Genomic DNA, 21,045 nt, shown 5'->3' with positions numbered 1-21,045 from the left:
CTTTTTGCATTTTGGGCCTTCCATCCCGCAATATTTTTTTATTGGGGTCAGACCGGGTCACGTTGACCACCATTTTCGAAACATTCAGTTTTTTATCGGGGTCAGACCAGGGTCAGACCACCATTTTCGAAACATTCAGCGTTGCGAAAATGGTGGTCTGACCCCGATTTAAGAAATGTTGCAAAAGGTGTTGGGGTCTGACCCCAATTGGGATCGGTGGCGGTGCGGCAGGGAATTTGCTGCGCTGTTAAAATTATCATCTTGTCGGGCTTGCCCCACCATTTTTTTTGAAGGAACGAACATGATCAAAGTTGGCATCGTCGGCGGTACCGGTTATACGGGCGTGGAGTTGCTGCGGCTGCTGGCCGTCCACCCGGACGTCAAGCTGACCGCGATTACTTCGCGTAAGGAAGACGGCTTGCCTGTCGCCGAAATGTTCCCCTCCCTGCGCGGCCGCGTCGACCTGGCGTTTTCCGCTCCCGACAAGGTCGACCTGAAACAGTGCGACGTGGTCTTCTTCGCCACCCCGCACGGCGTCGCCATGGCCCAGGCGCCGGAACTGCTGGCCGCCGGCGTCAAGGTCATCGACCTGGCGGCGGATTTCCGCCTGAAAGACCAGGCCGCCTTCGAGAAGTGGTACAAGGTGCCGCACACCGCCCCTGAGTTGCTGGAAGAGGCCGTCTACGGCCTGCCCGAGCTGAACCGCGAGGCGGTCAAGTCGGCGCGCCTGATCGCCAATCCGGGCTGCTATCCGACCACCATCCAGCTGGGCTTCGTACCGCTGTTGAAAGCGGGCCTGGTCGACGCCGGCTCGCTGATCGCCGACGCCAAGTCGGGCGTATCCGGCGCCGGCCGCAAGGCCGAGATCGGCACCCTGTTCTCGGAGTCGAGCGACAACTTCAAGGCCTACGGCGTGTCCGGCCACCGCCACACGCCGGAAACCGTTGCTCAACTGCAGCGTTTCACGGACGACAAAGTGGGCCTGGTGTTCACGCCCCACCTGGTGCCGATGATCCGCGGCATGCACTCGACCCTGTACGCGCGCCTGACCAAGGATGTCAGCAACGACGAACTGCAAAAGCTGTTCGAGGACGCCTACAAGGATTCCGACTTCGTCGACGTGATGCCGTTCGGCTCGCACCCGGAAACCCGCTCCACCCGCGGCTCCAACATGCTGCGCCTGGCCCTGCACCGTCCCGAGCAGGATGGCGCACCGGGCAAGATGCTGGTCATCCTGGCGGTCCAGGACAACCTGGTCAAGGGCGCGTCCGGCCAGGCGGTCCAGTGCATGAACCTGATGTTCGGCCTGCCGGAAACGACGGGGTTGCAGCAGGTCGCACTGTTGCCGTAATGCTATAAATCGTAGGCGTTGCCGTCGGACGACATAGGTCAACGTGGTCAAGGTTGAGCACGGTAAATTAACCAGATCTTCTGGTGTAACTTACAAGGGGCTCATCATGTTCGGTCGCAACGCCAAAAGCGAAATTGATAGTCTGGTGGGCATCTCTGCCCGTATCGAGGGCGACCTCTGCTTTGCGGGTGGCCTGCGCATCGATGGCGAGGTGCACGGCAGCGTGATCGCGGCCGACGGCACCGACAGCATGCTTGTGGTGTCCGAGCACGCCCGCATCGAGGGCGAGGTTCGCTGTGGCAACCTGATCGTCAACGGCTACATCGCCGGCCCGGTATATTCGACCGACATGCTTGAATTGCAGCCGAAGGCCCGCATTGTAGGGGACGTCCACTACAAGACCCTGGAAATGCATGGTGGCGCGATGGTGACCGGCCAGTTGACGCATATGCAAACCGGCGAGCCGGTGTTTCACCTGGCGGCGGCCGAAGCACTCTCTGAAGCATGAGATGCCCCAACGGTCTATAATGACCGTAATTGTTCCCAAGTAGGAGTTTCTAATGAATGCAGTCGTCGAAAACCTGGACGCGATGCCAGCGCCAATCATCTTTACCGACAGCGCCGCCGACAAAGTGGCCCAGCTGATCGAGGAAGAGGGCAATCCCGACCTGAAGCTGCGCGTGTTCGTGCAGGGTGGCGGCTGCTCGGGCTTCCAGTACGGCTTCACCTTCGATGAAATCGTCAACGAAGACGACACCACCATGGTCAAGAATGGCGTCCAGCTGCTGATCGATTCGATGAGCTACCAGTACCTGGTCGGCGCCGAAATCGATTACAAGGATGACCTCGAAGGCGCCCAGTTCGTCATCAAGAACCCGACCGCAAGCTCGACCTGCGGCTGCGGTTCGTCGTTCTCGGTTTAAGCATCAGGCCGGGTAGAGGGCGCCCAGGATCCTGGCGCCCTTTGCTCCGGTCACCGCCGGCAGGTTGCCTGGCTCGCGCTGCGTGAAGCGGTAGCCGAGCCACGCAAAGGCCAGCGCTTCCACCCGGTTGGGCGCCACGCCCAGCACCGCAGTCGATTCCACCCGCGTCCTTCCTCCCAGCGCAGCCGCCAGTTCGCGCAGCAGCGTGCCGTTGTACGCCCCGCCCCCGCACACATACACCGTAGCGACGGCCGCCGCATCCACCTCGGCCGATGATTCATCCTGGATCGCGCGCGCGATCGTGAAGGCGGTCAGCGCCGTCAGCGTCGCCATCACGTCCTCCGGCGGCAGTGCCACCGTCGACCGCGCCAGGTGCGCGTCCAGCCAGTCGGCGTGGAACAGGTCGCGGCCGGTGCTTTTCGGCGCCGGCATCGAGAAATAGGGTTCGTCCAGGAAGATGCCGAGCAGGGCGGGGTTGACGCTGCCGGTCGCGGCCCAGGCGCCGTCGGCATCGTATTCCTTGCCCAGGTGGCGCGCTATCCACGCATCCATCAGCACATTGCCGGGGCCGGTGTCGTAGCCGGTCACGCGGCCGTCGGCGCGCAGCACGCTGATATTGCCGATGCCGCCGATATTGACCACCACCCGGTTCTGTCCGGCGACGCCGAACTGTGCCTGGTGGAAGGCCGGCACCAGCGGGGCGCCCTGGCCGCCGGCGGCGATGTCGCGGCTGCGGAAGTCGGCAATGACGTCGATACCGGTCAGTTCGGCCAGCAGCGACGGATTGTTGGTCTGGCGCGTGAAGCCCAGTTCGGGGCGGTGGCGGATGGTCTGGCCGTGCACGGCGATGGCGGCCACAGGGCCGGGCGCATCCGGGAGCAGGGCGGCCACGCATTCGGCGTAGCAGGCGGCCAGCAGGTTGGCGGCGATCGCTTCGCGCTCGATCTCGTTGTCGCTGTTGGCCTGCAGCGCCATCAGTTCGCTGCGCAGGGCGGGCGGGAAGCTGGTGAACGCGGCTTTCAGGGTGGTGATCTGATTGTTGCCGAAGTCGGCCAGCACGCCGTCGACGCCGTCCATGCTGGTGCCGGACATCAGGCCGATGTAGAGGTGGGAAGTATTGTTCATTAGGTTTGCCCAAAAAAATAGGGTGGAAAGCGAAGTTCGCCTTTCCACCCTACATTATTACGTACTAAAGATCAGCGTGCGGCCATCGCAGCGCCTGCACCCGATGGACGCAGCAGCGCGAAGCGGTGCGACATGTCGGCGGCAGCCATGCGGAAGCGCGCCATTTCAGCTGCGTTCAGCGGAGCCTGCTGGATCATGGCAACCTTGCTCGGATCCTTGGCCTGGTTCGCCACGCGGAACTCGAAGTGCAGGTGGGCGCCGGTGGACCAGCCGGTCGAGCCGACGTAGCCGATGACGTCGCCCTGGCTGACTTTGGTGCCGTTGCGCACGCCAGGAGCGAATTTGCTCATGTGTGCATAGGCGGTCGAGTAGTTGGCCCAGTGCTTGACTTCGACGAAGTTGCCGTAGCCGCCCTTGACGCCGGCAAACGACACCACGCCATCGCCCACTGCGCGGATCGGGGTGCCGGTCGACGCTGCATAGTCGATGCCCTTGTGTGCCTTCCACACGCCCGAAATCGGGTGCGAACGCATCGAGAAGCCGGACGAAATACGCGAGAACGCCAGTGGCGACTTGAGGAAGGCCTTTTTCAGCGCCTTGCCGTCGAGGCTGTAGTAGCCGCCGCCCTGCTTGCTGTGCGGATCTTCGAACCACACGGACTGGTGGGTCACGCCGCGGTTGGTGAATTCGCCGGCCAGGATACGGCCTGCGCGCACCATCACGCCGTCTTGCCAGAACGTTTCGTAGACCACGTTGAAGCGGTCGCCGCGTTTCAGGTCGGAACGGAAGTCGATGCTGGTCGAGAACATTTCGATGATCTGGGCGACGATCGCGTCAGGCAGCTTGCTGCCGTCGGTGTTGGCGTCGGTCGCCGCATACAGCGAAGAAGTGATCTCGCGGGCGCGCATTTCGACGCGGCGCTCGAGCTTGACCGGCGTTTCCTCAGCCGTGAAACGCTCGCCTTTGCGCGAAATCGAGATGTTTTTGACAGGCATGTCGCGGCCATCGACCACGGTCGTACGCAGCCACAGCAATTCGCCGTCCTGGCCGGTACGGGCCTGGACGCGCTTGCCGCTCTTGAGCTGCATGACGCCGCGCGCCAGCTTGTCGCTCTTGATGAACTTGACGGCTTCGGCATCGTCGACGCCAAGGCGGGTCAGGAGGGCTGCGAGGGTGTCGCCGGCACGGACGCGTTCCTCATGGACGAACTGCTGTTCGTCGTCCTGAAGCGCAGCGATCTGGTCTGCCAGGTTAGGCAGTTCGAGATCCTGTGCGATCGAGACCTGAGGGATTTCCGGCGCGTCTGGAGCCAGAGGCGCGACACCGGCTGCGCCGAATGCACATACTGCGAGGAAGATCGCGGAGGCGCTGAGGATGCGCCCCTTTCGCGTCGTACCCAGCAGGCTGGTCAAGCGCTTGCCTGTGATTTGATTTGTTTGGTTCATGCAATCCCGTTAAAGATTTGCAGCTTGAACACCGGGGGTTACTATTTTTGTTATTATGCGAGAGTGTTTTCGACTGGCAAGATTGATGTGGTGACCGAGCAGTATATCAAACTATTGAGCTTGTAGGACGATTCCTTTGAAAATGTAGGACCATTTCTATTTTGCTAATATCTTCCATGACCGACGCCCTAACTCCTTCCAAAAACACCGCAGCACCACAGGCGACGGCGCCGCTGCCGCTCACCGATGCCGTCCTGGAAGCGCTCGCAATTACCAAGCGTGGTGTCGACGAACTGCTGATCGAGAGCGAATTCGCGCAGAAACTCGCGCGCTCCGAAAAGACCGGCCAGCCCCTGCGCATCAAGCTGGGCCTGGACCCCACCGCCCCCGATTTGCACCTCGGCCATACCGTGGTGCTGAACAAGCTGCGCCAGCTGCAGGACCTTGGCCACCAGGTGATCTTCCTGATCGGCGACTTCACGTCGATGATCGGCGACCCGTCCGGCCGCAACGTCACGCGCCCGCCGCTGACCCGCGAACAGATCGAGGAAAACGCCACCACCTACTTCCGCCAGGCTTCGCTTGTGCTGGACGCCTCGCGCACCGAAATCCGCTACAACTCCGAATGGTCCGACCCGCTGGGCGCGCGCGGCATGATCGAACTGGCTTCGCGCTACACCGTCGCCCGCATGATGGAGCGCGACGACTTTACCCGGCGCTTCAAGAATGGGACACCGATCTCGGTCCATGAGTTCCTGTATCCCTTGATGCAGGGCTACGATTCCGTCGCTTTGAAGTCGGACCTTGAGCTGGGTGGAACAGACCAGAAATTCAACTTGCTGGTTGGCCGGGAACTGCAGAAGGACTACGGCCAGGAGCCGCAGTGCATCCTGACCATGCCGCTGCTGGAAGGCCTGGATGGCATCGAGAAGATGTCCAAGTCCAAGAACAACTACATCGGCATCACCGAACCGGCGAATACCATGTTCGCCAAGCTGATGAGTATTTCCGACACCATGATGTGGAGATACTTCGACCTGCTGTCATTCCGCTCGATCGCCGAGCTGGCGCAACTGAAGGCGGAGGTGGAGGGCGGCAAGAATCCGCGCGACGCCAAAGTGGCCCTGGCCCAGGAAATCGTCACCCGCTTCCATTCGGCCGCCGCTGCCGAGCAGGCGCTGGCCGACTTCGTCAACCGTTCCAAAGGCGGCATTCCGGACGACGTGCCGGAAGTGGCCCTGTCCGGCGCGCCACTGTCGATCGCCCACCTGCTCAAGCAGGCCGGCCTGTGCGCTTCCACCTCGGAAGCGATGCGCATGGTCGACCAGGGCGGCGTGCGTATCGACGGCGAAGTGGTCAGCGACAAGGCGCTGAAGATCGAGGCCGGCAGTTTCGTATTGCAAGTGGGCAAGCGCAAGTTTGCGCGCGTGACCTTCAGCGCATGATCGGGCTGTTGCAGCGCGTGACCCAGGCCAGCGTGGCGGTCGGTGGCGACACCGTCGGCGCCATCGGCCCCGGCCTGATGGTGCTGGTCTGCGCCGAGCGCGGCGACAGCGAGCGCGAAGCCGACGCCCTGCTGGCCAAGCTGCTGTCCTACCGCGTGTTTTCTGACGATGCCGGCAAGATGAACCGCAGCGTGGCCGACGTCGAAGGCGGCCTGCTGCTGGTGCCGCAGTTTACGCTGGCGGCCGACACCAAGTCCGGCACGCGTCCCTCGTTCACCCCCGCCGCCAGTCCGCAGGATGGCTTGCGCCTGTTCGAGCACTTCGTGCGCGGCGCGCGCGCCAGGCATCCGAAAGTCGAAACTGGCCAGTTCGGCGCCGATATGCAAGTCTCGCTGACCAACGACGGTCCCGTCACCTTCTGGCTGCAGGTCGAGCCGAAGTAAGTCGCCAGCCCGGGCAGCCAGCCCGGGACATTCCCGCAGGAACCTCATGCAAGAAACCCGCATCCTATTAATACGCCACGGCGAAACCGCCTGGAATGCCGAACGCCGCCTGCAAGGCCACATCGACATCGCCCTCAATGCCGAAGGCGAGCGCCAGGCTGAAGCGCTGGCCGGCGCCCTGGCGGGCGAACGTATCGACGCCGTCATCGCCAGCGACCTGCAGCGCGCCGGCCAGACCGCGCAGGCGGTCGCACGCCGCCACGGCTTGCCGGTGCTGGCCGACCCGCAGCTGCGCGAGCGCTGCTACGGCGGCTTCGAAGGCCTGCTGTACGCCGAGATCGAGCAACGCTATCCGCTCGAATTTGCCGCATGGCAAGCACGCAACATCGATGCCGTGATGCCGGATGGCGAGCGGCGCGCCGAAAGTTTCCGCCAGTTCTACGAACGCGCGGTCGGGGCCATCCTATACTGGGCTGCGGCCCATCCGGGCGCGACCCTGGCCGTGGTGGCGCACGGCGGGGTGCTCGAGTGCGCCTACCGCAACGCCCAGGGCCTGTCGCTGGAAACCCCGCGCAGCTTCCAGGTGATGAATGCAAGCATCAACCGCTTCACGTCGACGCCGGACAAGCTGGTGCTGTCGAGCTGGGGCGAGGTCGCCCACCTGCAGGGTGCGCTGGACGAGCTGCCCTGAGCATCGCGAATGTTCAAAATTTAACGAACGACCGTTAATTTTTAATTAAATTCGTCGTCCTCCCGCGACACCTGCTCATAAATTGAGCAGGGGATCGGTTAAAATAAAAGGTTCCCGTCATTCTTCCAACTCGACCAGTGCAAATCGGCCCCCATATTCTCCGCAACAACGTGTTCGTCGCCCCGATGGCTGGCGTCACGGATCGCCCGTTCCGCCAGCTGTGCAAGGAGCTGGGCGCGGGCTATGCGGTGTCGGAAATGGCGGCCTCGAATCCGCGCCTGTGGGCGACCGAAAAAAGTTCGCGCCGTACCGACCACGCGGGCGAGATGGAGCCGAAGGCGGTGCAGATTGCCGGCGCCGATCCGCAGGACCTGGCCGACTGCGCGAAATTCAATGTCGACCGCGGCGCACAGATCATCGACATCAACATGGGCTGCCCGGTCAAGAAGGTGTGCAACAGCTGGTGCGGTTCCGCGCTGCTGCAGCACGAAGACCTGGTCGAGCGCATCCTGCACGCCGTGGTCGGCGCGGTGGACGTGCCGGTCACGCTGAAGTTCCGCACCGGCTGGAACCGCGAAAACAAGAACGCGCTGCGCATCGCCCGCATCGCCGAGCAGGCCGGCATCCAGATGCTGACCCTGCACGGCCGCACCCGCGCCGATGGCTACAAGGGGGACGCCGAGTACGACACCATCCGCGCGGTCAAGGCCGAGGTTGGCATCCCCGTGGTGGCCAACGGCGACATCGCCACGCCGGAAAAGGCGCGCTTCGTGCTCGACTATACCGGCGCGGACGCCGTCATGGTCGGCCGCGCCGCGCAGGGCCGCCCCTGGATCTGCCGCGAGATCGACCACTACCTGCGCACCGGCGAGCACCTGCCGGCGCCTTACGTGGACGAGGTGCGCCAGCTGATGAACGAACACCTGCAGGCCCACTATGCGTTCTACGGCGAATTCGTCGGCGTGCGTACCGCCCGAAAACACATTGGCTGGTACGTCGAGGACCTGCCCGGCGGTGAAGATTTCCGCCAGCAAATGAACCGGCTTGAATCCACGGTGGAACAGTTGTTGGCTGTAGATAAATTTTTCGAATCGCAACATAGTCATGGAGAGCGGTTACAATATCGCCCCGCGGACGTTTCCGCCGCCGGCGAAAACGCCGGGTTAGCACTCGCAGCATAAAAAGTCGTTACAAGAAGAAAAACACCAAGGGACAGACCCTGCCGTCAAAAGCAGCAGGCGGAAACTCATCACCAGCGGGATCAAGTAAGAACATGAGCAAAGAAAGCATCCAGGAAGTTGTCCAGAAGAGCCTTGAAGACTATTTCAATGACCTGGGCGAACAGCAACCGTCGAACATCTACGACATGGTCGTCCTGACGGTGGAAAAGCCGATCCTCGAAGTCGTGATGACGCGTGCCGAAGGCAACCAGTCGCACGCGGCCCAGATGCTGGGCATCAACCGGAATACCTTGCGCAAGAAGCTGCAAGAACACGGATTGCTGTAAACCGTTTAGCACTGGGTGGCCGTGCTGGCGAGCGCGAGCCCATCGCGCCAGCGAATGCCAGTGTATGCATACCGAATACTCAACAACCAGGCCACTCATATGATCAAACAAGCCCTCATCTCCGTCTCCGACAAGACTGGCGTGCTCGACTTCGCACGCGCGCTGTCCATGCTCGGCGTGAACATCCTGTCCACCGGCGGCACCGCCAAGCTGCTTCAGGACAACGGCGTGCCGGTGACCGAAGTTGCCGACTACACTGGTTTCCCGGAAATGCTGGACGGCCGCGTCAAGACCCTGCACCCGAAAGTGCATGGCGGCATCCTGGCGCGCCGCGACTTCCCTGAACACGTCGCCAAGCTGTCCGAGCACAACATCCCGCAAATCGACATGGTGGTGGTCAACCTGTATCCGTTCCAGCAGACCGTGGCGAAGGACGACTGCTCGCTGGAAGACGCGATCGAGAACATCGACATCGGCGGCCCGACCATGCTCCGTTCGGCGGCCAAGAACCACAAGGACGTGGTGGTGGTGTGCGACCCGTCCGACTATGGCATGGTGCTGGCGGAAATGAAGGGCACCGGCGCTGCTGCCGGCGCGGTCAGCTACGACACCAAGTTCATGCTGGCGAAAAAAGTGTTCGCGCACACCGCGCAATACGACGGCGCCATCACCAACTACCTGACCAGCCTGGGCGAAGACAAGGCCCACGCCACCCGCAGCGCCTTCCCGCAGACGCTCAACGTCACCGTCGAAAAAGTACAGGACATGCGCTACGGCGAAAACCCGCACCAGGCAGCCGCGTTCTACCGCGACCTGGCGCCCGCCGCCGGCTCGCTGGCAGCCTACCAGCAGCTGCAGGGCAAGGAACTGTCGTACAACAACATCGCCGACGCCGATGCGGCGTGGGAATGCGTCAAGTCGCTGGGCGGCCTCGGCCAGAGCGCCGGCTGCGTGATCGTCAAGCACGCCAACCCGTGCGGCGTGGCGATCGGTACCGATGCGCTCGACGCCTACAACCGCGCCCTGCAGACCGACCCGACCTCGGCCTTCGGCGGCATCATCGCCTTCAACGTCGAAGTCGACGGCAAGGCGGCCGAAGCGCTGGCCAAGCTGTTCGTCGAAGTGCTGATCGCGCCATCGTTCACGGCTGAAGCGCGCGCGACCATGTCGGCCAAGCAGAACGTGCGCCTGCTGGAAATTCCGCTGGGCGACGGCCAGAACACCTTCGACTTCAAGCGCGTCGGCGGCGGCCTGCTGGTGCAGTCCCCTGACGCCAAGAACGTCGGCCTGGGCGACCTGCGCGTGGTCACCAAGAAGCAGCCAACCCAGCAGCAGTTGCAGGACATGATGTTCGCCTGGCGCGTGGCCAAGTTCGTCAAGTCGAACGCCATCGTCTTCTGCGGCAATGGCATGACCCTGGGCGTGGGCGCCGGCCAGATGAGCCGCATCGACTCGGCCCGCATCGCCTCGATCAAGGCCCAGAACGCCGGCTTGTCGCTGGCCGGTTCGGCTGTGGCGTCGGATGCCTTCTTCCCGTTCCGCGACGGCCTCGACGTTGTCGTCGACGCGGGCGCGACCTGCGTGATCCATCCGGGCGGCTCGATGCGCGACCAGGAAGTGATCGACGCGGCCGACGAGCGCGGCGTGGTCATGCTGTACACCGGCACCCGCCACTTCCGCCACTAAGCAATACCCGGGGTTCCGCGCCAAGCGCGGGACCCCCATCCCTTCAAAAAATCCGCTACACAACTGTGTTTTTACACAGTATTTCCCCACAAGCGTTGCCGCCCGGTATAACATTCGTCCATGATTATTCTTGGCATCGACCCAGGCCTGCGCACGACCGGCTTCGGCGTCATTGAAAAGCAGGGCAGCAAGCTGCGCTACATCGCGTCCGGCACCATCAAGACCGGTAGCGAAGGCGAACTGCCGCCCCGCCTCAAGGTCATCCTGGACGGCATCGGCGAAGTGGTGCGCACCTACCGGCCCGACTGCGCGGCCATCGAGAAGGTGTTTGTCAACGTCAACCCGCAATCCACCTTGCTGCTGGGGCAGGCGCGCGGCGCCGCCATCACCGCCCTGGTCAGCCAGGATTTGTCGGTGGCGGAATACACCGCGCTGCAGGTCAAGCAGGCTGTGGTCGGCACCGGCAAGGCGGCCAAGGAACAGGTGCAGGACATGGTGTCGCGCCTGCTGGTCCTTCCCGGTCTGCCCGGTTCGGACGCCGCCGACGCCCTCGGCGTCGCCATTTGCCACGCCAACAGTGTCGACGCGCTGGCGCTGATCCAGTCGCTGGCGCCGTCGCTCGGCGGGCTGCGCATGAAGCGCGGCCGCCTCGTTTAAATTTCTCCAAGGCTCACGATGATTGGTCGCATTTCCGGAATCCTGCTCGAAAAAAATCCCCCGCAATTGCTGGTGGACTGCAACGGCGTCGGCTACGAGGTCGATGTGCCGATGAGCACCTATTACAATCTGCCCGGTATCGGCGAAAAGGTGGCGCTGTTCACCCACCAGGCGATCCGCGAAGATGCCCACCTGCTGTTCGGCTTTGGCAACGCCAACGAACGCGCCGTGTTCCGCCAGCTGATCAAGATCAGCGGCGTCGGCGCGCGCACCGCGCTGTCCATCCTGTCGGGCATGACGATCGCCGACCTGGCCCAGGCCGTGACCCTGCAGGAAGCGGGGCGGCTGGTCAAGGTGCCGGGCATCGGCAAGAAGACCGCCGAACGCCTGTTGCTCGAGCTGAAAGGCAAGCTGGGTGCGGACGTCGGTGCCGTTGCCGGAGCGCCGCGCGACGATTCCCAGTCGGACATCCTCAACGCCCTGCTGGCATTGGGGTATTCTGACAAGGAAGCCACGTCCGCATTGAAGAACCTGCCGGCGGGCTCGTCCGTCTCCGACGGCATCAAGTTCGCGCTCAAGGCGCTGTCAAGGGGGTGAAGCAGGGAATTGGCGCGGCATGCCGCGCCCCTGCGGAACGGGCCTGCCTTGCAAGGCAGGCTTCCGTACCCGAGCCAGAAATGTTTTTTTCCGAGATTACGCAATGAGTATCCAGACCGACGATTTCAGCGAGCAACGCATCATCGCCTCGACGCCTGCCTCGCCCAACGAGGAGGCGATCGAACGCGCGCTGCGCCCGAAGCAGCTTGACGAATACGTCGGCCAGGAAAAGATCCGCGGCCAGCTCGAAATATTCATTTCTGCCGCGCGCAAGCGCGGCGAGGCGCTCGACCACACCTTGCTGTTCGGGCCTCCGGGCCTGGGCAAGACCACGCTGGCGCACATCATCGCGCGCGAGATGGGCGTCAGCCTGCGCCAGACCTCCGGCCCGGTGCTGGAACGGCCGGGCGACCTGGCCGCGATCCTGACCAACCTCGAAGCCAACGACGTGCTGTTCATCGACGAGATCCACCGCCTGTCGCCGGTGGTCGAGGAGATCCTGTACCCGGCGCTGGAGGACTACCAGATCGACCTGATGATCGGCGAAGGCCCGGCCGCGCGCTCGGTCAAGATCGACCTGCAGCCGTTCACGCTGGTCGGCGCCACGACCCGCGCCGGCATGCTGACCAACCCGCTGCGCGACCGCTTCGGCATCGTCGCGCGGCTGGAGTTCTACAACGCGGCGGAGCTGACCCGCATCGTCGGCCGCAGCGCCGCGCTGCTCAACGCGCCGATCCAGGATGACGGCGCGCGCGAGATCGCGCTGCGTGCGCGCGGTACGCCGCGCATCGCCAACCGCCTGCTGCGGCGCGTGCGCGATTACGCGGAAGTGAAGGGCAACGGCGAAATTACCAAGGAAATGGCCGACCGCGCGCTGGCCATGCTCGACGTCGATTCGGTCGGCTTCGACGTCATGGACCGCAAGCTGCTGGAAGCGGTATTGTTCAAGTTTGGCGGCGGGCCGGTCGGCATCGGCAACCTGGCGGCGGCCATCGGCGAGGCGGCCGATACCATCGAAGACGTGCTCGAACCCTACCTGATCCAGCAGGGCTACCTGCAGCGCACCCCGCGCGGCCGGGTGGCCACGCCGGCGGCCTACCAGCACTTCGGCGTCGCCGCGCCGCGAACCGGTCCGACCGGCGACCTCTGGGACAGCCTGCAGGGATAAGCCTCAGCGCATTCGGAAGGCGCCGGTCAGCCTTGCGCTGCCGGTGCGGCTGCCTTCGCCGGGCGCGGGGCCGGACGCATCTGCATGTTGGCGTTCTCGATGTCGGCCGCGATCAGCCAGCGGCCGTCGACGCGGCGCAGCACCAGGACGAACTTGCCCATGTCCTCCTTCGCTGCGACGGGGCCATAGCCGCCGGCGATGTAGGCCATGTCGCCGGACACCGCATAGTCGATCGCGCGCAGGTAGGTCGGCATCGCGCCGCCATGGGAATAGGCCTTGCGGATTTGTTCGGCGCCACGCGCGGGCGGCTGGCCGCCGGGCAGCGCCATCCCGTCCGGCAGGAACAGGTTCGTCAGGGCGGGTGCGTCATTGGCGGACCAGGCGCGCTCGTAGTCCTTCAGCACGCGGTCGATGTCGGCGGGCAGGGGGACTGAAGGCGGGGTTTGTGCGAAACACGGGGCGGCCGCAAGTGCGGCGCAAAACAAGGGGGCAAGCAGGAGCTGTTTCATTGGTCGTGATCCGTGCGGTGGTTGGAGGCGCGATGATTCTAGCGCGCCCCTGGCACGGTATCCACCGGATGTTGATATGTACAGTAGCCGGACGGCGGACACCCCTCAGTCGGACGAACGGACGGGCGATGCGGGCGCGTTGAGGCCTTCCGGAATGCGGGTGTAGCGGCGACGCGGGCGGCGCGCGCCCGGCCACACGAAGGCACTGAAAGTAATGATGGACATCGCCAGCAGCGGCGCGGCGAACGACACCAGCGGCATGCGGTCGCTGGACAGCAGCACCCACGCACTGGCGGCGAACGGCACCGCGAGCAGGAAGGCCGCCGCCGCGCGCCGGACCGGCCTGCGCATCACCGAAGGCCCGGCCACGGTGACGAAGAAGAATCCCGACGACAGCACGGCGCTGGCGGCCATAGTGGCCAGCATCACGCGGTTGGTCCCGACATCGCCGGCGTCGACAAGATAAGCAAACTGTTGCGCGACTTGCGGCGCAAATAGCAGGATCAGAATGCCGGCCAGGGCAGACAGGCAACGCAGGAAGATCATGGTCACTCCACAATTTCAAGTTGCAACTAGGATACGACGGATGTCTGGGGAAACAAAAGTAATTCCGAATGACAATATCATAATAGTTGTAAATGTGGCGCTTAAATGAATCAGGCCAGGTCGTCGAGCAACTTTTTCAGCGGGTTATACTGGCCGGCTGGCAGAACGAGACGGAAATGAGGGTGGCAGGATGCGGATTTGGGTGGATGCGGACGCATGTCCGGGCGTGGTGAAGGATATCCTGTTCCGCGTGGCGGAGCGGCTGGAGATGGAAGTCACGCTGGTGGCCAACAAGCTGATCAGGGTACCGGGGTCGCGCTTCGTACGCGCGCTGCAGGTTCCGCAGGGGGCGGACGTGGCCGACGCCGAAATCGTGCGCCTGGTGGCGCAGGGCGACCTGGTGGTGACGGGGGATATTCCGCTGGCGGCCGACGTGCTGGCCAAGGGCGGGTTCGCGCTCAACCCGCGCGGCGAGTTCTATACCGAGGCGAATATCGCGCAGATCCTCACGATGCGCAAGTTCATGGATGAATTGCGGCAGAACGGCGTGGACACAGGTGGTCCGTCGCCGTTCAGCCAGGGCGACCAGCGCAATTTCGCGAATGCGCTGGACCGGCATTTGAGCAGGCACGCCAGGAAGGCGTGAACCCTGAAGTATTACGCTGCCGGCAGCTTCCCAAACTGCTCGCGCAGCTTTTCGATCGTCGCCGAGAAGTTCACCAGGCGTTCCTTCTCCTGCTCCACCACCGCCGCCGGCGCGCGCGCAACGAAGCTCTCGTTGCCCAGCTTGCCATTGACCTTGGCGATCTCGCCCTCGATGCGCGCGATTTCCTTGGACAGGCGCTCGCGTTCCGCCTTGACGTCGATCTCGACTTTCAGCATCAGCTTTGTGGTGCCGACGATCGACACCGCGGCGGGCGATTCCGGCAGCGCGTCGACGATGTTCACTTCCGCCAGCTTGCCCAGCGACTGGATGTAGGGCGCGAAACCGTGCATGCGCGCCTTGGTGTCGGCGTCGCCCGCTTCCACGATCAGCGGCACGCGCAGCGACGGCGCCAGCTGCATCTCGCCGCGCAGGTTGCGGGTGGCGTCGGTCAGCGCCTTCAGCTGCGCCATCCATTCCTCGGCCTGGGTGTCGATCAGCGCTTCGTTCGCAACCGGGTAAGGCTGTGTCATGATCGAATCGCCGCTGCCTTCAGTGGTCTTGCCGGCCAGCGGGGCGACGGCCTGCCACAGCGCCTCGGTCACGAACGGCACGATCGGATGCGCCATGCGCAGGATTACTTCCAGCACGCGCAGCAGGGTGTTGCGGGTGGCCTTCTGCTGGCCTTCGGTGCCTTGCTGGACTTGGACCTTGGCCACTTCCAGGTACCAGTCGCAGTACTCGTCCCACACGAACTTGTAGATCGCGGCGGCGATATTGTCGAAGCGGTAGTCCTCGAAGCCCTTGGCCACTTCCAGCTCGGCGCGCTGCATCAGCGACAGGATCCACTTGTCGGCCTGCGACAGGTCGGCGTCGCTCGCGGTGCAGTCCTTGCCCTCGGTGTTCATCAGCACGAAGCGGGTCGCATTCCACATCTTGTTGCAGAAGTTGCGGTAGCCCTCGGCGCGGCCCAGGTCGAAGTTGATGTTGCGGCCCAGCGAAGCGTAGCTGGCCATGGTGAAGCGCAGCGCGTCGGTGCCGTAGGCCGCGATCCCTTCCGGGAATTCCTTGCGGGTGGCCTTGGCGATCTTCTCGGCGTCGCGCGGGTTCATCAGGCCGGTGGTGCGCTTGGCGACCAGGGTATCGACGTCGATGCCGTCGATCAGGTCGATCGGGTCGAGCGTGTTGCCCTTCGATTTGGACATCTTCTGGCCGCTCGAGTCGCGCACCAGGCCGTGCACGTACACGGTCTCGAACGGCACCTTGCCGGTGAAGTGGGTCGTCATCATCACCATCCGGGCGACCCAGAAGAAGATGATGTCGAAGCCGGTGACCAGCACCGACGACGGCAGGAAGGCCTTCATGTCCGGCGTTTGTTCCGGCCAGCCCATGGTCGAGAACGGGATCAGCGCCGACGAGAACCAGGTGTCGAGCACGTCGTCGTCGCGCTTGAGTTCAGCGGTGACGCCGGCGGCGGCCGCCTTGGCCCTGGCTTCTTGCTCGGTCTTGGCGACGAAGATGTTGCCAGCGTCGTCGTACCATGCCGGGATGCGGTGGCCCCACCACAGCTGGCGCGAGATGCACCAGTCCTGGATGTTGTTCAGCCACTGGTTGTAGGTGGTGGTCCAGTTTTCGGGGACGAATTTGATTTCGCCGCCGGCCACTTTTTCCAGCGCTACCTCGGCGATCGATTTGCCAGGGAAGAAAGTGCCTTCCGGGGCCGGCTTGCTCATCGCGACGAACCACTGGTCGGTCAGCATCGGCTCGATGACGACGCCGGTGCGGTCGCCGCGCGGCACCATCAGCTTGTGCGGCTTGACTTCCTGCAGCAGGCCCTGGGCGTCGAGGTCGGCCACGATCTGCTTGCGCGCGGCGAAGCGGTCCATGCCGCGGTAGGCTTCCGGAATTAGCTCAAATGTGGCTTTACCAAGAATTGGCTCGTCGGCCAATGTCGTGCCGTCTGCGGCGGGCGCACGTGAGAACGTGAAATCATCAAAAATACTCTTCTTGATTTTTGCATCAAGAGTAAAAATGCTAATCGGCTCCAGCTTGTGGCGCTGGCCGACCGCATAGTCGTTGAAGTCGTGGGCCGGGGTGATCTTCACGCAGCCGGTGCCGAAGGCCTTGTCGACGTAGCTGTCGGCGATGACCGGGATTTCGCGGCCGGCCAGGGGCAGGGTCAGCATCTTGCCGACCAGCGCGGTATAGCGCTCGTCGGTCGGGTCGACCGCGACGGCGACGTCGCCCAGCATGGTTTCAGGACGGGTGGTGGCGACCGTCAGGTGGCCGCTGCCGTCGGCGAACGGGTACTTGATGTACCACATCGAGCCGTCTTCTTCTTCCGACACCACTTCCAGGTCCGAGACCGCGGTGCCCAGCACCGGGTCCCAGTTGACCAGGCGCTTGCCGCGGTAGATCAGGCCCTGTTCGTACAGGCGCACGAACACTTCCGACACCACCGCCGAGCGGGTCTCGTCCATCGTGAAGTACTCGCGCTTCCAGTCTGGCGAGGTGCCCATGCGGCGCATCTGGCCGGTGATGGTGTTGCCCGATTTTTCCTTCCATTCCCAGACTTTTCGATGAAGGCGTCGCGGCCGAGGTCATGGCGCGAGACCTTCTGCGCGTCCAGCTGGCGCTCGACCACGATCTGGGTGGCGATGCCGGCATGGTCGGTGCCCGGGATCCAGGCGGTATTGAAGCCGCGCATGCGGTAGTAGCGGGTCAGGCCATCCATGATGGTCTGGTTGAACGCGTGCCCCATGTGCAGCGTGCCCGTCACGTTCGGCGGCGGCAGTTGAATGCTGAAAGACGGCTTGTCGGCGTCGAGGGTGGCGGTGAAGTAACCGCGCTGTTCCCACTCGTTGCGCCAGAATTGTTCAATGTCGGCTGGCTCGAAAGACTTGGCTAATTCCATGGTTGGGCGTGTAATTTGTGCGAAAACAACCATTATAAGGGAGTGCCGCGCGCAAACGCTGCAGTGCAAAAAAAAGGACGCCGAAGCGTCCTTTTCGTCATGCGGAGGGTAGCTTAGTTGCCGCAGCCCAGGGAGGCGATACGATCGTAAGCTGTCTTGGCGCGCACCAGGCCATAACCGAACTTGGTGTCGCGGCCGACCGGGCCCAGGTCTTCAGCGCTCTTGGTGAGCGAGCTGCGGATCTGTGCGCCGGTGCAGGTTGGGAAGTAGCTCCACACCAGTGCCGCCACTGCCGACACGTGCGGGGTAGCCATCGAGGTACCGTCGTAGTAGGCATAGCTGCTGGTCTTGATGGCAACGGTGCCGGTCTGGCCCAGCTGGCTCATCAGCGATGCACCCTCGGTGTCGGTGGCGGTGACCGACGGGATGCTGGTCACGGTAGTGCCCAGCGTGCCGCCGAACGTGCCTGCCACGTTGTTGTAGACAACCGCGCCCACGCCGCCCGATGCCTGGCAGTTCGATACCTTGGTTGCGAAGTCGACGGTGCCGCGGGCGATCACGCAGATCTTACCGGAGACGGCGGCGTTGGTCGCGCTGCCGTTGCCGAAGTCAGCCAGCGGCGCGGTGGCGGTAGCCACCGGCGAACCTTCCATCACGCCAGGAGCGTAGGTGGTGGCGCCGACCGACAGTGCTGCTTCGGTGCCGCTGTTCATCGGCACGGTGGACAGGACCTGGACGCCGGGCGCCGAGATCTCGACCTTGGTGTTGTACTGGGAGAAGGTAGCCCATGCCTTGTTCTCGTCCAGCGCGCCGACCATCATCACGCTGGCGTAGCCTGCCGGATAGGAAACGACGGTGTTGCCGTCATTGCCGGCCGCTGCGATCGACAGTACGCCGGCTGCCGCCAGGCTGTCGAAGGCTTTCTTCTCGGTTTGGCTGGAACGGCCGCCGCCCAGCGACATCGAGATCACGTTCGCGCCTGCTGCCTTGCACTTGTTGGCAGCAGTGGTCAGGGTCGACGAGTATGCCCAGCCGGCAGCGTTGAACACCTTGACGATGTGCAGGTTCAGCTTGGCGTTGGCGTTGACGCCAACCACGCCCTTGCCGCTGTTGTTGATCGCGGCGATGGTGCCTGCCACGTGGGTGCCGTGGTGGTTTTCGTCGGTATACCACCAGCCGGTGCCGGCGTCGTACTCTCCGGTCATGGCGTTGCCGGCCAGGTCTTCGTGGTTTTGGTCGATACCGGAGTCGATGATGCAGACCTTGCGGTTGGCTGCATTGGTATCAGGCAGGATGTCGGCCTGGACCATCTTGATGCCGTAAGGCACCAGCTGGCCGGTCGCGTATGGGGTGCCGGTCGAAGGCGAGGTCAGCGCGAAAGGCTTGCGAATGACGTCTTCTTCGACATATTCGACGTTAGGATTGTTCTGGAGGCCCTTCAGAGCAACTGCCGGCACTTCGATCGCCATCGCGTTGGCGCCGAAGATTTCGTGCTTGACGCTGCCTTTGGCCGCGGCAACCGCGGATTTCATGCTGGCGGCGGCGCCGGGTTTGAATGCCACGATCACACGGGTGGTGTCTGGAGCGGCCGCCGAAGCCGCGCCCATTACGCCACCGAATGCTGCTACTGCTACCGCCACCTTGACTGCGGCAGCCATTTTGGTCATGCCTGTGTTGCTCTGCATCATGAATCTTCTCCGATTAAATAGTTTTTATTCGCCAGGACTCTTGTGGACCCCGTGCGAGGTTGGAACAACCCTTCGCTGGCCAGTGTTTCTGAACAGCAGGATGCAGTGTATTGGCAAAAAATCAGGGAAATCAATCGAACTTTCCGAGATGTTCTTCTACCTGTTGTATTGACATGAGAACGTTGCAAAATTTGCGAGGGGCCTAACCGTATGGATATTTTTGGTGATACTATTTGGCGCCACGCATATTTTAATGTTGATAAAGCAACATTTAATGCTGGACGTAAATGTTTGGATGTAACTATGGACGCCCAGGGCGTCGATTTTTGTGCCATTTCTTGGGAGGTCAGTTGCCGCAACCCAGTGTCCGGATGCGGTCATACGCTGCCTTTGCCTGCACCAGCCCGTAACCGAACTGGTCGTCGCGTCCCTTCTTGCCCAGGTCCTGGGCACTGCGCCCCAGCGAGCGGCGCAACTGTTCCGCGCTGCAGCTTGGGAAATAGCTCCACACCAGCGCCGCAGTTCCCGAGACGTGCGGCGTCGCCATCGAGGTGCCGTCGTAATAGCCGTAGTTGTAGGGCTCCACCGAGACCGTGGCCTCCTGTCCCAGCCTTGCGTTCAGCGCGGCGCCGTCGGTGTCGGACACGCTGACCGACGGGGTGGTGGTGGCCGCGCCGCCCAGCGTACCGCTGAAGGCGCCCGGCACATTGTTGTAGATCACGCCCGGCTTGAAGTCCGCGCCGCCCACCTTCAGCGTGGCGTGCACGCCGGCGCCCATCGGCACGGTCGACAGCACGTCGACGCCAGGAGCCGACAACTCCACCTTGCTGTTGCGTTGTGAAAACGGCGCCCAGGCCTTGTTCTCGTCCAGCGCCCCCACCGAAATCACCCCCGGATAGCCGGCCGGGTACTGGATCGAGGTGGTGCCGTCGTTGCCGGCCGCCGCCAGCGCCATGATCCCCTGCGCCGCCAGCGCATTGAAGGCCATGATCTCGATTCGGCTGGGCAGGGCGCCGCCGAGCGACATGCTGACCACGTTCGATCCCGCCGCGGCGCATTCGTCGACGGCCGCCGCCAGCGTCGAGGAATAAGCCCAGCCGTCGGCGCCAAACACCTTGACGATGTGCAGTTGCAGCCGGCGGTTGAGATTCACCCCCACCACCCCGGTGCCGCTGTTGTCGATCGCGGCGATGGTGCCCGCCACGTGGGTGCCGTGGTGGTTTTCGTCGCTGTACCACCAGCCGGTGCCTGGATCGTAGCTGCCGGTGACGGTGTTCCCGGACAAATCTTCATGATTCAGGTCGTAGCCGGAGTCGATGATGCACAGCTTGCGGTTGGCGGCATAGGTATCGGGCAACTGGTCGGCCTGCACCATATGGATACCGTAAGGCACCAGCTGGCCCGCCACATACGGCGGACGCGACGGCGTGGCGGCTGCCAGCGCGTAGCGCTTGACGTCCTCCTCGACGAACTCGACATGCGGGTTGTTGCGCAGCGCGCGCACGGCGGCGGCCGGTAGGTCGGCGGCCACCGCGTTCAGGCGCGGGATCTCGAGCCGCACGGCGCCGCGCGCGCCCTGTTGTTTATACGGTTCATTTTATTTCTCCACGAGAGAAGGCATCAGCGTTGGCCGAATGCGACCGCTTGATGCTAACGCCGCCTTGCGCATTGCCTGTTGCGCTGGGCGTAGCGTCGCTGCAGGGGCGC

General features: G+C 63.4%; 19 protein-coding genes and 1 pseudogene. 13 read left to right on the top strand and 7 right to left on the bottom strand.

The features are described 5' to 3' along the window. Nucleotides 1-301 precede the first annotated feature (301 nt). The 3 genes from argC to erpA all read left to right on the top strand — a co-directional run bounded on the left by argC (nt 302) and on the right by erpA (nt 2,274). A complete protein-coding gene (gene argC / locus D3872_RS13585; protein ID WP_119811271.1) occupies nt 302-1,351 on the top strand; it encodes an N-acetyl-gamma-glutamyl-phosphate reductase in 1,050 nt (349 codons plus the stop codon). A gap of 106 nt (nt 1,352-1,457) precedes the next feature. Continuing rightward, on the top strand, nt 1,458-1,859 hold the full coding sequence (locus D3872_RS13580; RefSeq protein ID WP_119811270.1) for a bactofilin family protein: 402 nt from the start codon (nt 1,458-1,460) through the stop codon (nt 1,857-1,859). 52 nt (nt 1,860-1,911) lie between these two features. After that, nucleotides 1,912-2,274 (top strand): iron-sulfur cluster insertion protein ErpA, encoded by a 363-nt coding sequence (erpA, locus tag D3872_RS13575; protein WP_119811269.1) that lies wholly within the window; start codon nt 1,912-1,914, stop codon nt 2,272-2,274. A gap of 3 nt (nt 2,275-2,277) precedes the next feature. Here the strand turns inward: erpA and D3872_RS13570 are convergent, their stop codons facing one another. Together D3872_RS13570 and D3872_RS13565 are read right to left on the bottom strand one after the other, a co-directional pair. Next, entirely contained in the window at nt 2,278-3,399 is a 1,122-nt protein-coding gene (locus D3872_RS13570) for an anhydro-N-acetylmuramic acid kinase (protein ID WP_119811268.1), read from the bottom strand. A gap of 71 nt (nt 3,400-3,470) precedes the next feature. Next, nucleotides 3,471-4,844: a M23 family metallopeptidase gene (locus D3872_RS13565; protein WP_119811267.1), complete on the bottom strand. Its 1,374-nt coding sequence runs from the start codon at nt 4,842-4,844 to the stop codon at nt 3,471-3,473. A 176-nt stretch (nt 4,845-5,020) separates the two neighbouring features. Here D3872_RS13565 and tyrS point away from each other — a divergent pair, with 176 nt between their 5' ends. The 9 genes from tyrS to ruvB all read left to right on the top strand — a co-directional run bounded on the left by tyrS (nt 5,021) and on the right by ruvB (nt 13,038). Next, on the top strand, nt 5,021-6,289 hold the full coding sequence (tyrS, locus tag D3872_RS13560) for a tyrosine--tRNA ligase (RefSeq protein ID WP_119811266.1): 1,269 nt from the start codon (nt 5,021-5,023) through the stop codon (nt 6,287-6,289). After that, the gene (dtd, locus tag D3872_RS13555; RefSeq protein WP_119811265.1) at nt 6,286-6,732 is read left to right on the top strand and encodes a D-aminoacyl-tRNA deacylase; all 447 of its coding nucleotides are present in this window, start codon (nt 6,286-6,288) and stop codon (nt 6,730-6,732) included. Before tyrS ends, dtd begins: the two co-directional genes overlap by 4 nt. Before the next feature lie 46 nt (nt 6,733-6,778). Further along, nucleotides 6,779-7,423, top strand: coding sequence for a histidine phosphatase family protein (locus D3872_RS13550; protein ID WP_119811264.1), 645 nt, complete (start codon nt 6,779-6,781; stop codon nt 7,421-7,423). A gap of 137 nt (nt 7,424-7,560) precedes the next feature. Beyond that, nucleotides 7,561-8,604: a tRNA dihydrouridine synthase DusB gene (gene dusB / locus D3872_RS13545; RefSeq protein WP_119811263.1), complete on the top strand. Its 1,044-nt coding sequence runs from the start codon at nt 7,561-7,563 to the stop codon at nt 8,602-8,604. Nucleotides 8,605-8,696: 92 nt separating this feature from the next. Then, nucleotides 8,697-8,930, top strand: a complete 234-nt coding sequence (locus D3872_RS13540) for a helix-turn-helix domain-containing protein (protein WP_119811262.1) — start codon at nt 8,697-8,699, stop codon at nt 8,928-8,930. A 99-nt stretch (nt 8,931-9,029) separates the two neighbouring features. Continuing rightward, complete coding sequence (purH, locus tag D3872_RS13535) at nt 9,030-10,616, top strand: bifunctional phosphoribosylaminoimidazolecarboxamide formyltransferase/IMP cyclohydrolase (RefSeq protein ID WP_119811261.1); 1,587 nt, start codon at nt 9,030-9,032, stop codon at nt 10,614-10,616. Between the two features lie 120 nt (nt 10,617-10,736). Continuing rightward, complete coding sequence (gene ruvC, locus D3872_RS13530) at nt 10,737-11,273, top strand: crossover junction endodeoxyribonuclease RuvC (protein ID WP_119811260.1); 537 nt, start codon at nt 10,737-10,739, stop codon at nt 11,271-11,273. Nucleotides 11,274-11,291: 18 nt separating this feature from the next. Then, a complete protein-coding gene (gene ruvA / locus D3872_RS13525; RefSeq protein WP_119811259.1) occupies nt 11,292-11,870 on the top strand; it encodes a Holliday junction branch migration protein RuvA in 579 nt (192 codons plus the stop codon). Nucleotides 11,871-11,973: 103 nt separating this feature from the next. Next, nucleotides 11,974-13,038 carry a Holliday junction branch migration DNA helicase RuvB gene (gene ruvB / locus D3872_RS13520; RefSeq protein ID WP_119811258.1) on the top strand — a complete coding sequence of 355 codons (1,065 nt, stop codon included), beginning with the start codon at nt 11,974-11,976 and terminating at the stop codon, nt 13,036-13,038. Between the two features lie 26 nt (nt 13,039-13,064). Here the strand turns inward: ruvB and D3872_RS13515 are convergent, their stop codons facing one another. Both D3872_RS13515 and D3872_RS13510 read right to left on the bottom strand, forming a co-directional pair. Next, complete coding sequence (locus tag D3872_RS13515) at nt 13,065-13,547, bottom strand: YybH family protein (RefSeq protein ID WP_119811257.1); 483 nt, start codon at nt 13,545-13,547, stop codon at nt 13,065-13,067. 105 nt (nt 13,548-13,652) lie between these two features. Continuing rightward, nucleotides 13,653-14,093 carry a hypothetical protein gene (locus D3872_RS13510; protein WP_147373878.1) on the bottom strand — a complete coding sequence of 147 codons (441 nt, stop codon included), beginning with the start codon at nt 14,091-14,093 and terminating at the stop codon, nt 13,653-13,655. Nucleotides 14,094-14,283: 190 nt separating this feature from the next. Here D3872_RS13510 and D3872_RS13505 point away from each other — a divergent pair, with 190 nt between their 5' ends. Further along, nucleotides 14,284-14,739 carry a YaiI/YqxD family protein gene (locus D3872_RS13505; protein WP_119811255.1) on the top strand — a complete coding sequence of 152 codons (456 nt, stop codon included), beginning with the start codon at nt 14,284-14,286 and terminating at the stop codon, nt 14,737-14,739. 11 nt (nt 14,740-14,750) lie between these two features. On the opposite strand, the pseudogene D3872_RS13500 reads toward D3872_RS13505, so the two are convergent. From D3872_RS13500 to D3872_RS13490, 3 genes and pseudogenes are all read right to left on the bottom strand, one after another. Further along, nucleotides 14,751-17,650 (bottom strand): annotated as a pseudogene (locus D3872_RS13500) (valine--tRNA ligase). 113 nt (nt 17,651-17,763) lie between these two features. After that, on the bottom strand, nt 17,764-19,338 hold the full coding sequence (locus tag D3872_RS13495) for a S8 family serine peptidase (protein ID WP_119811254.1): 1,575 nt from the start codon (nt 19,336-19,338) through the stop codon (nt 17,764-17,766). 346 nt (nt 19,339-19,684) lie between these two features. Further along, a complete protein-coding gene (locus D3872_RS13490; RefSeq protein ID WP_119811253.1) occupies nt 19,685-20,899 on the bottom strand; it encodes a S8 family serine peptidase in 1,215 nt (404 codons plus the stop codon). Nucleotides 20,900-21,045: the final 146 nt, after the last annotated feature.

It is taken from the genome of Massilia cavernae (genome assembly GCF_003590855.1).
Taxonomy (GTDB): Bacteria; Pseudomonadota; Gammaproteobacteria; order Burkholderiales; family Burkholderiaceae_D; genus Telluria_A; species Telluria_A cavernae.
This window is presented reverse-complemented; position numbering and strand designations above follow the sequence as displayed.

Coding starts and splice junctions, on each gene's coding strand:
- argC (WP_119811271.1), top strand. CDS start 302: ATGATCAAAGTTGGCATCGTCGGCGGTACCGGTTATACGGGCGTGGAG.
- D3872_RS13580 (WP_119811270.1), top strand. CDS start 1,458: ATGTTCGGTCGCAACGCCAAAAGCGAAATTGATAGTCTGGTGGGCATC.
- erpA (WP_119811269.1), top strand. CDS start 1,912: ATGAATGCAGTCGTCGAAAACCTGGACGCGATGCCAGCGCCAATCATC.
- D3872_RS13570 (WP_119811268.1), bottom strand. CDS start 3,399: ATGAACAATACTTCCCACCTCTACATCGGCCTGATGTCCGGCACCAGC.
- D3872_RS13565 (WP_119811267.1), bottom strand. CDS start 4,844: ATGAACCAAACAAATCAAATCACAGGCAAGCGCTTGACCAGCCTGCTG.
- tyrS (WP_119811266.1), top strand. CDS start 5,021: ATGACCGACGCCCTAACTCCTTCCAAAAACACCGCAGCACCACAGGCG.
- dtd (WP_119811265.1), top strand. CDS start 6,286: ATGATCGGGCTGTTGCAGCGCGTGACCCAGGCCAGCGTGGCGGTCGGT.
- D3872_RS13550 (WP_119811264.1), top strand. CDS start 6,779: ATGCAAGAAACCCGCATCCTATTAATACGCCACGGCGAAACCGCCTGG.
- D3872_RS13540 (WP_119811262.1), top strand. CDS start 8,697: ATGAGCAAAGAAAGCATCCAGGAAGTTGTCCAGAAGAGCCTTGAAGAC.
- purH (WP_119811261.1), top strand. CDS start 9,030: ATGATCAAACAAGCCCTCATCTCCGTCTCCGACAAGACTGGCGTGCTC.
- ruvC (WP_119811260.1), top strand. CDS start 10,737: ATGATTATTCTTGGCATCGACCCAGGCCTGCGCACGACCGGCTTCGGC.
- ruvA (WP_119811259.1), top strand. CDS start 11,292: ATGATTGGTCGCATTTCCGGAATCCTGCTCGAAAAAAATCCCCCGCAA.
- ruvB (WP_119811258.1), top strand. CDS start 11,974: ATGAGTATCCAGACCGACGATTTCAGCGAGCAACGCATCATCGCCTCG.
- D3872_RS13515 (WP_119811257.1), bottom strand. CDS start 13,547: ATGAAACAGCTCCTGCTTGCCCCCTTGTTTTGCGCCGCACTTGCGGCC.
- D3872_RS13510 (WP_147373878.1), bottom strand. CDS start 14,093: ATGATCTTCCTGCGTTGCCTGTCTGCCCTGGCCGGCATTCTGATCCTG.
- D3872_RS13505 (WP_119811255.1), top strand. CDS start 14,284: ATGCGGATTTGGGTGGATGCGGACGCATGTCCGGGCGTGGTGAAGGAT.
- D3872_RS13495 (WP_119811254.1), bottom strand. CDS start 19,338: ATGATGCAGAGCAACACAGGCATGACCAAAATGGCTGCCGCAGTCAAG.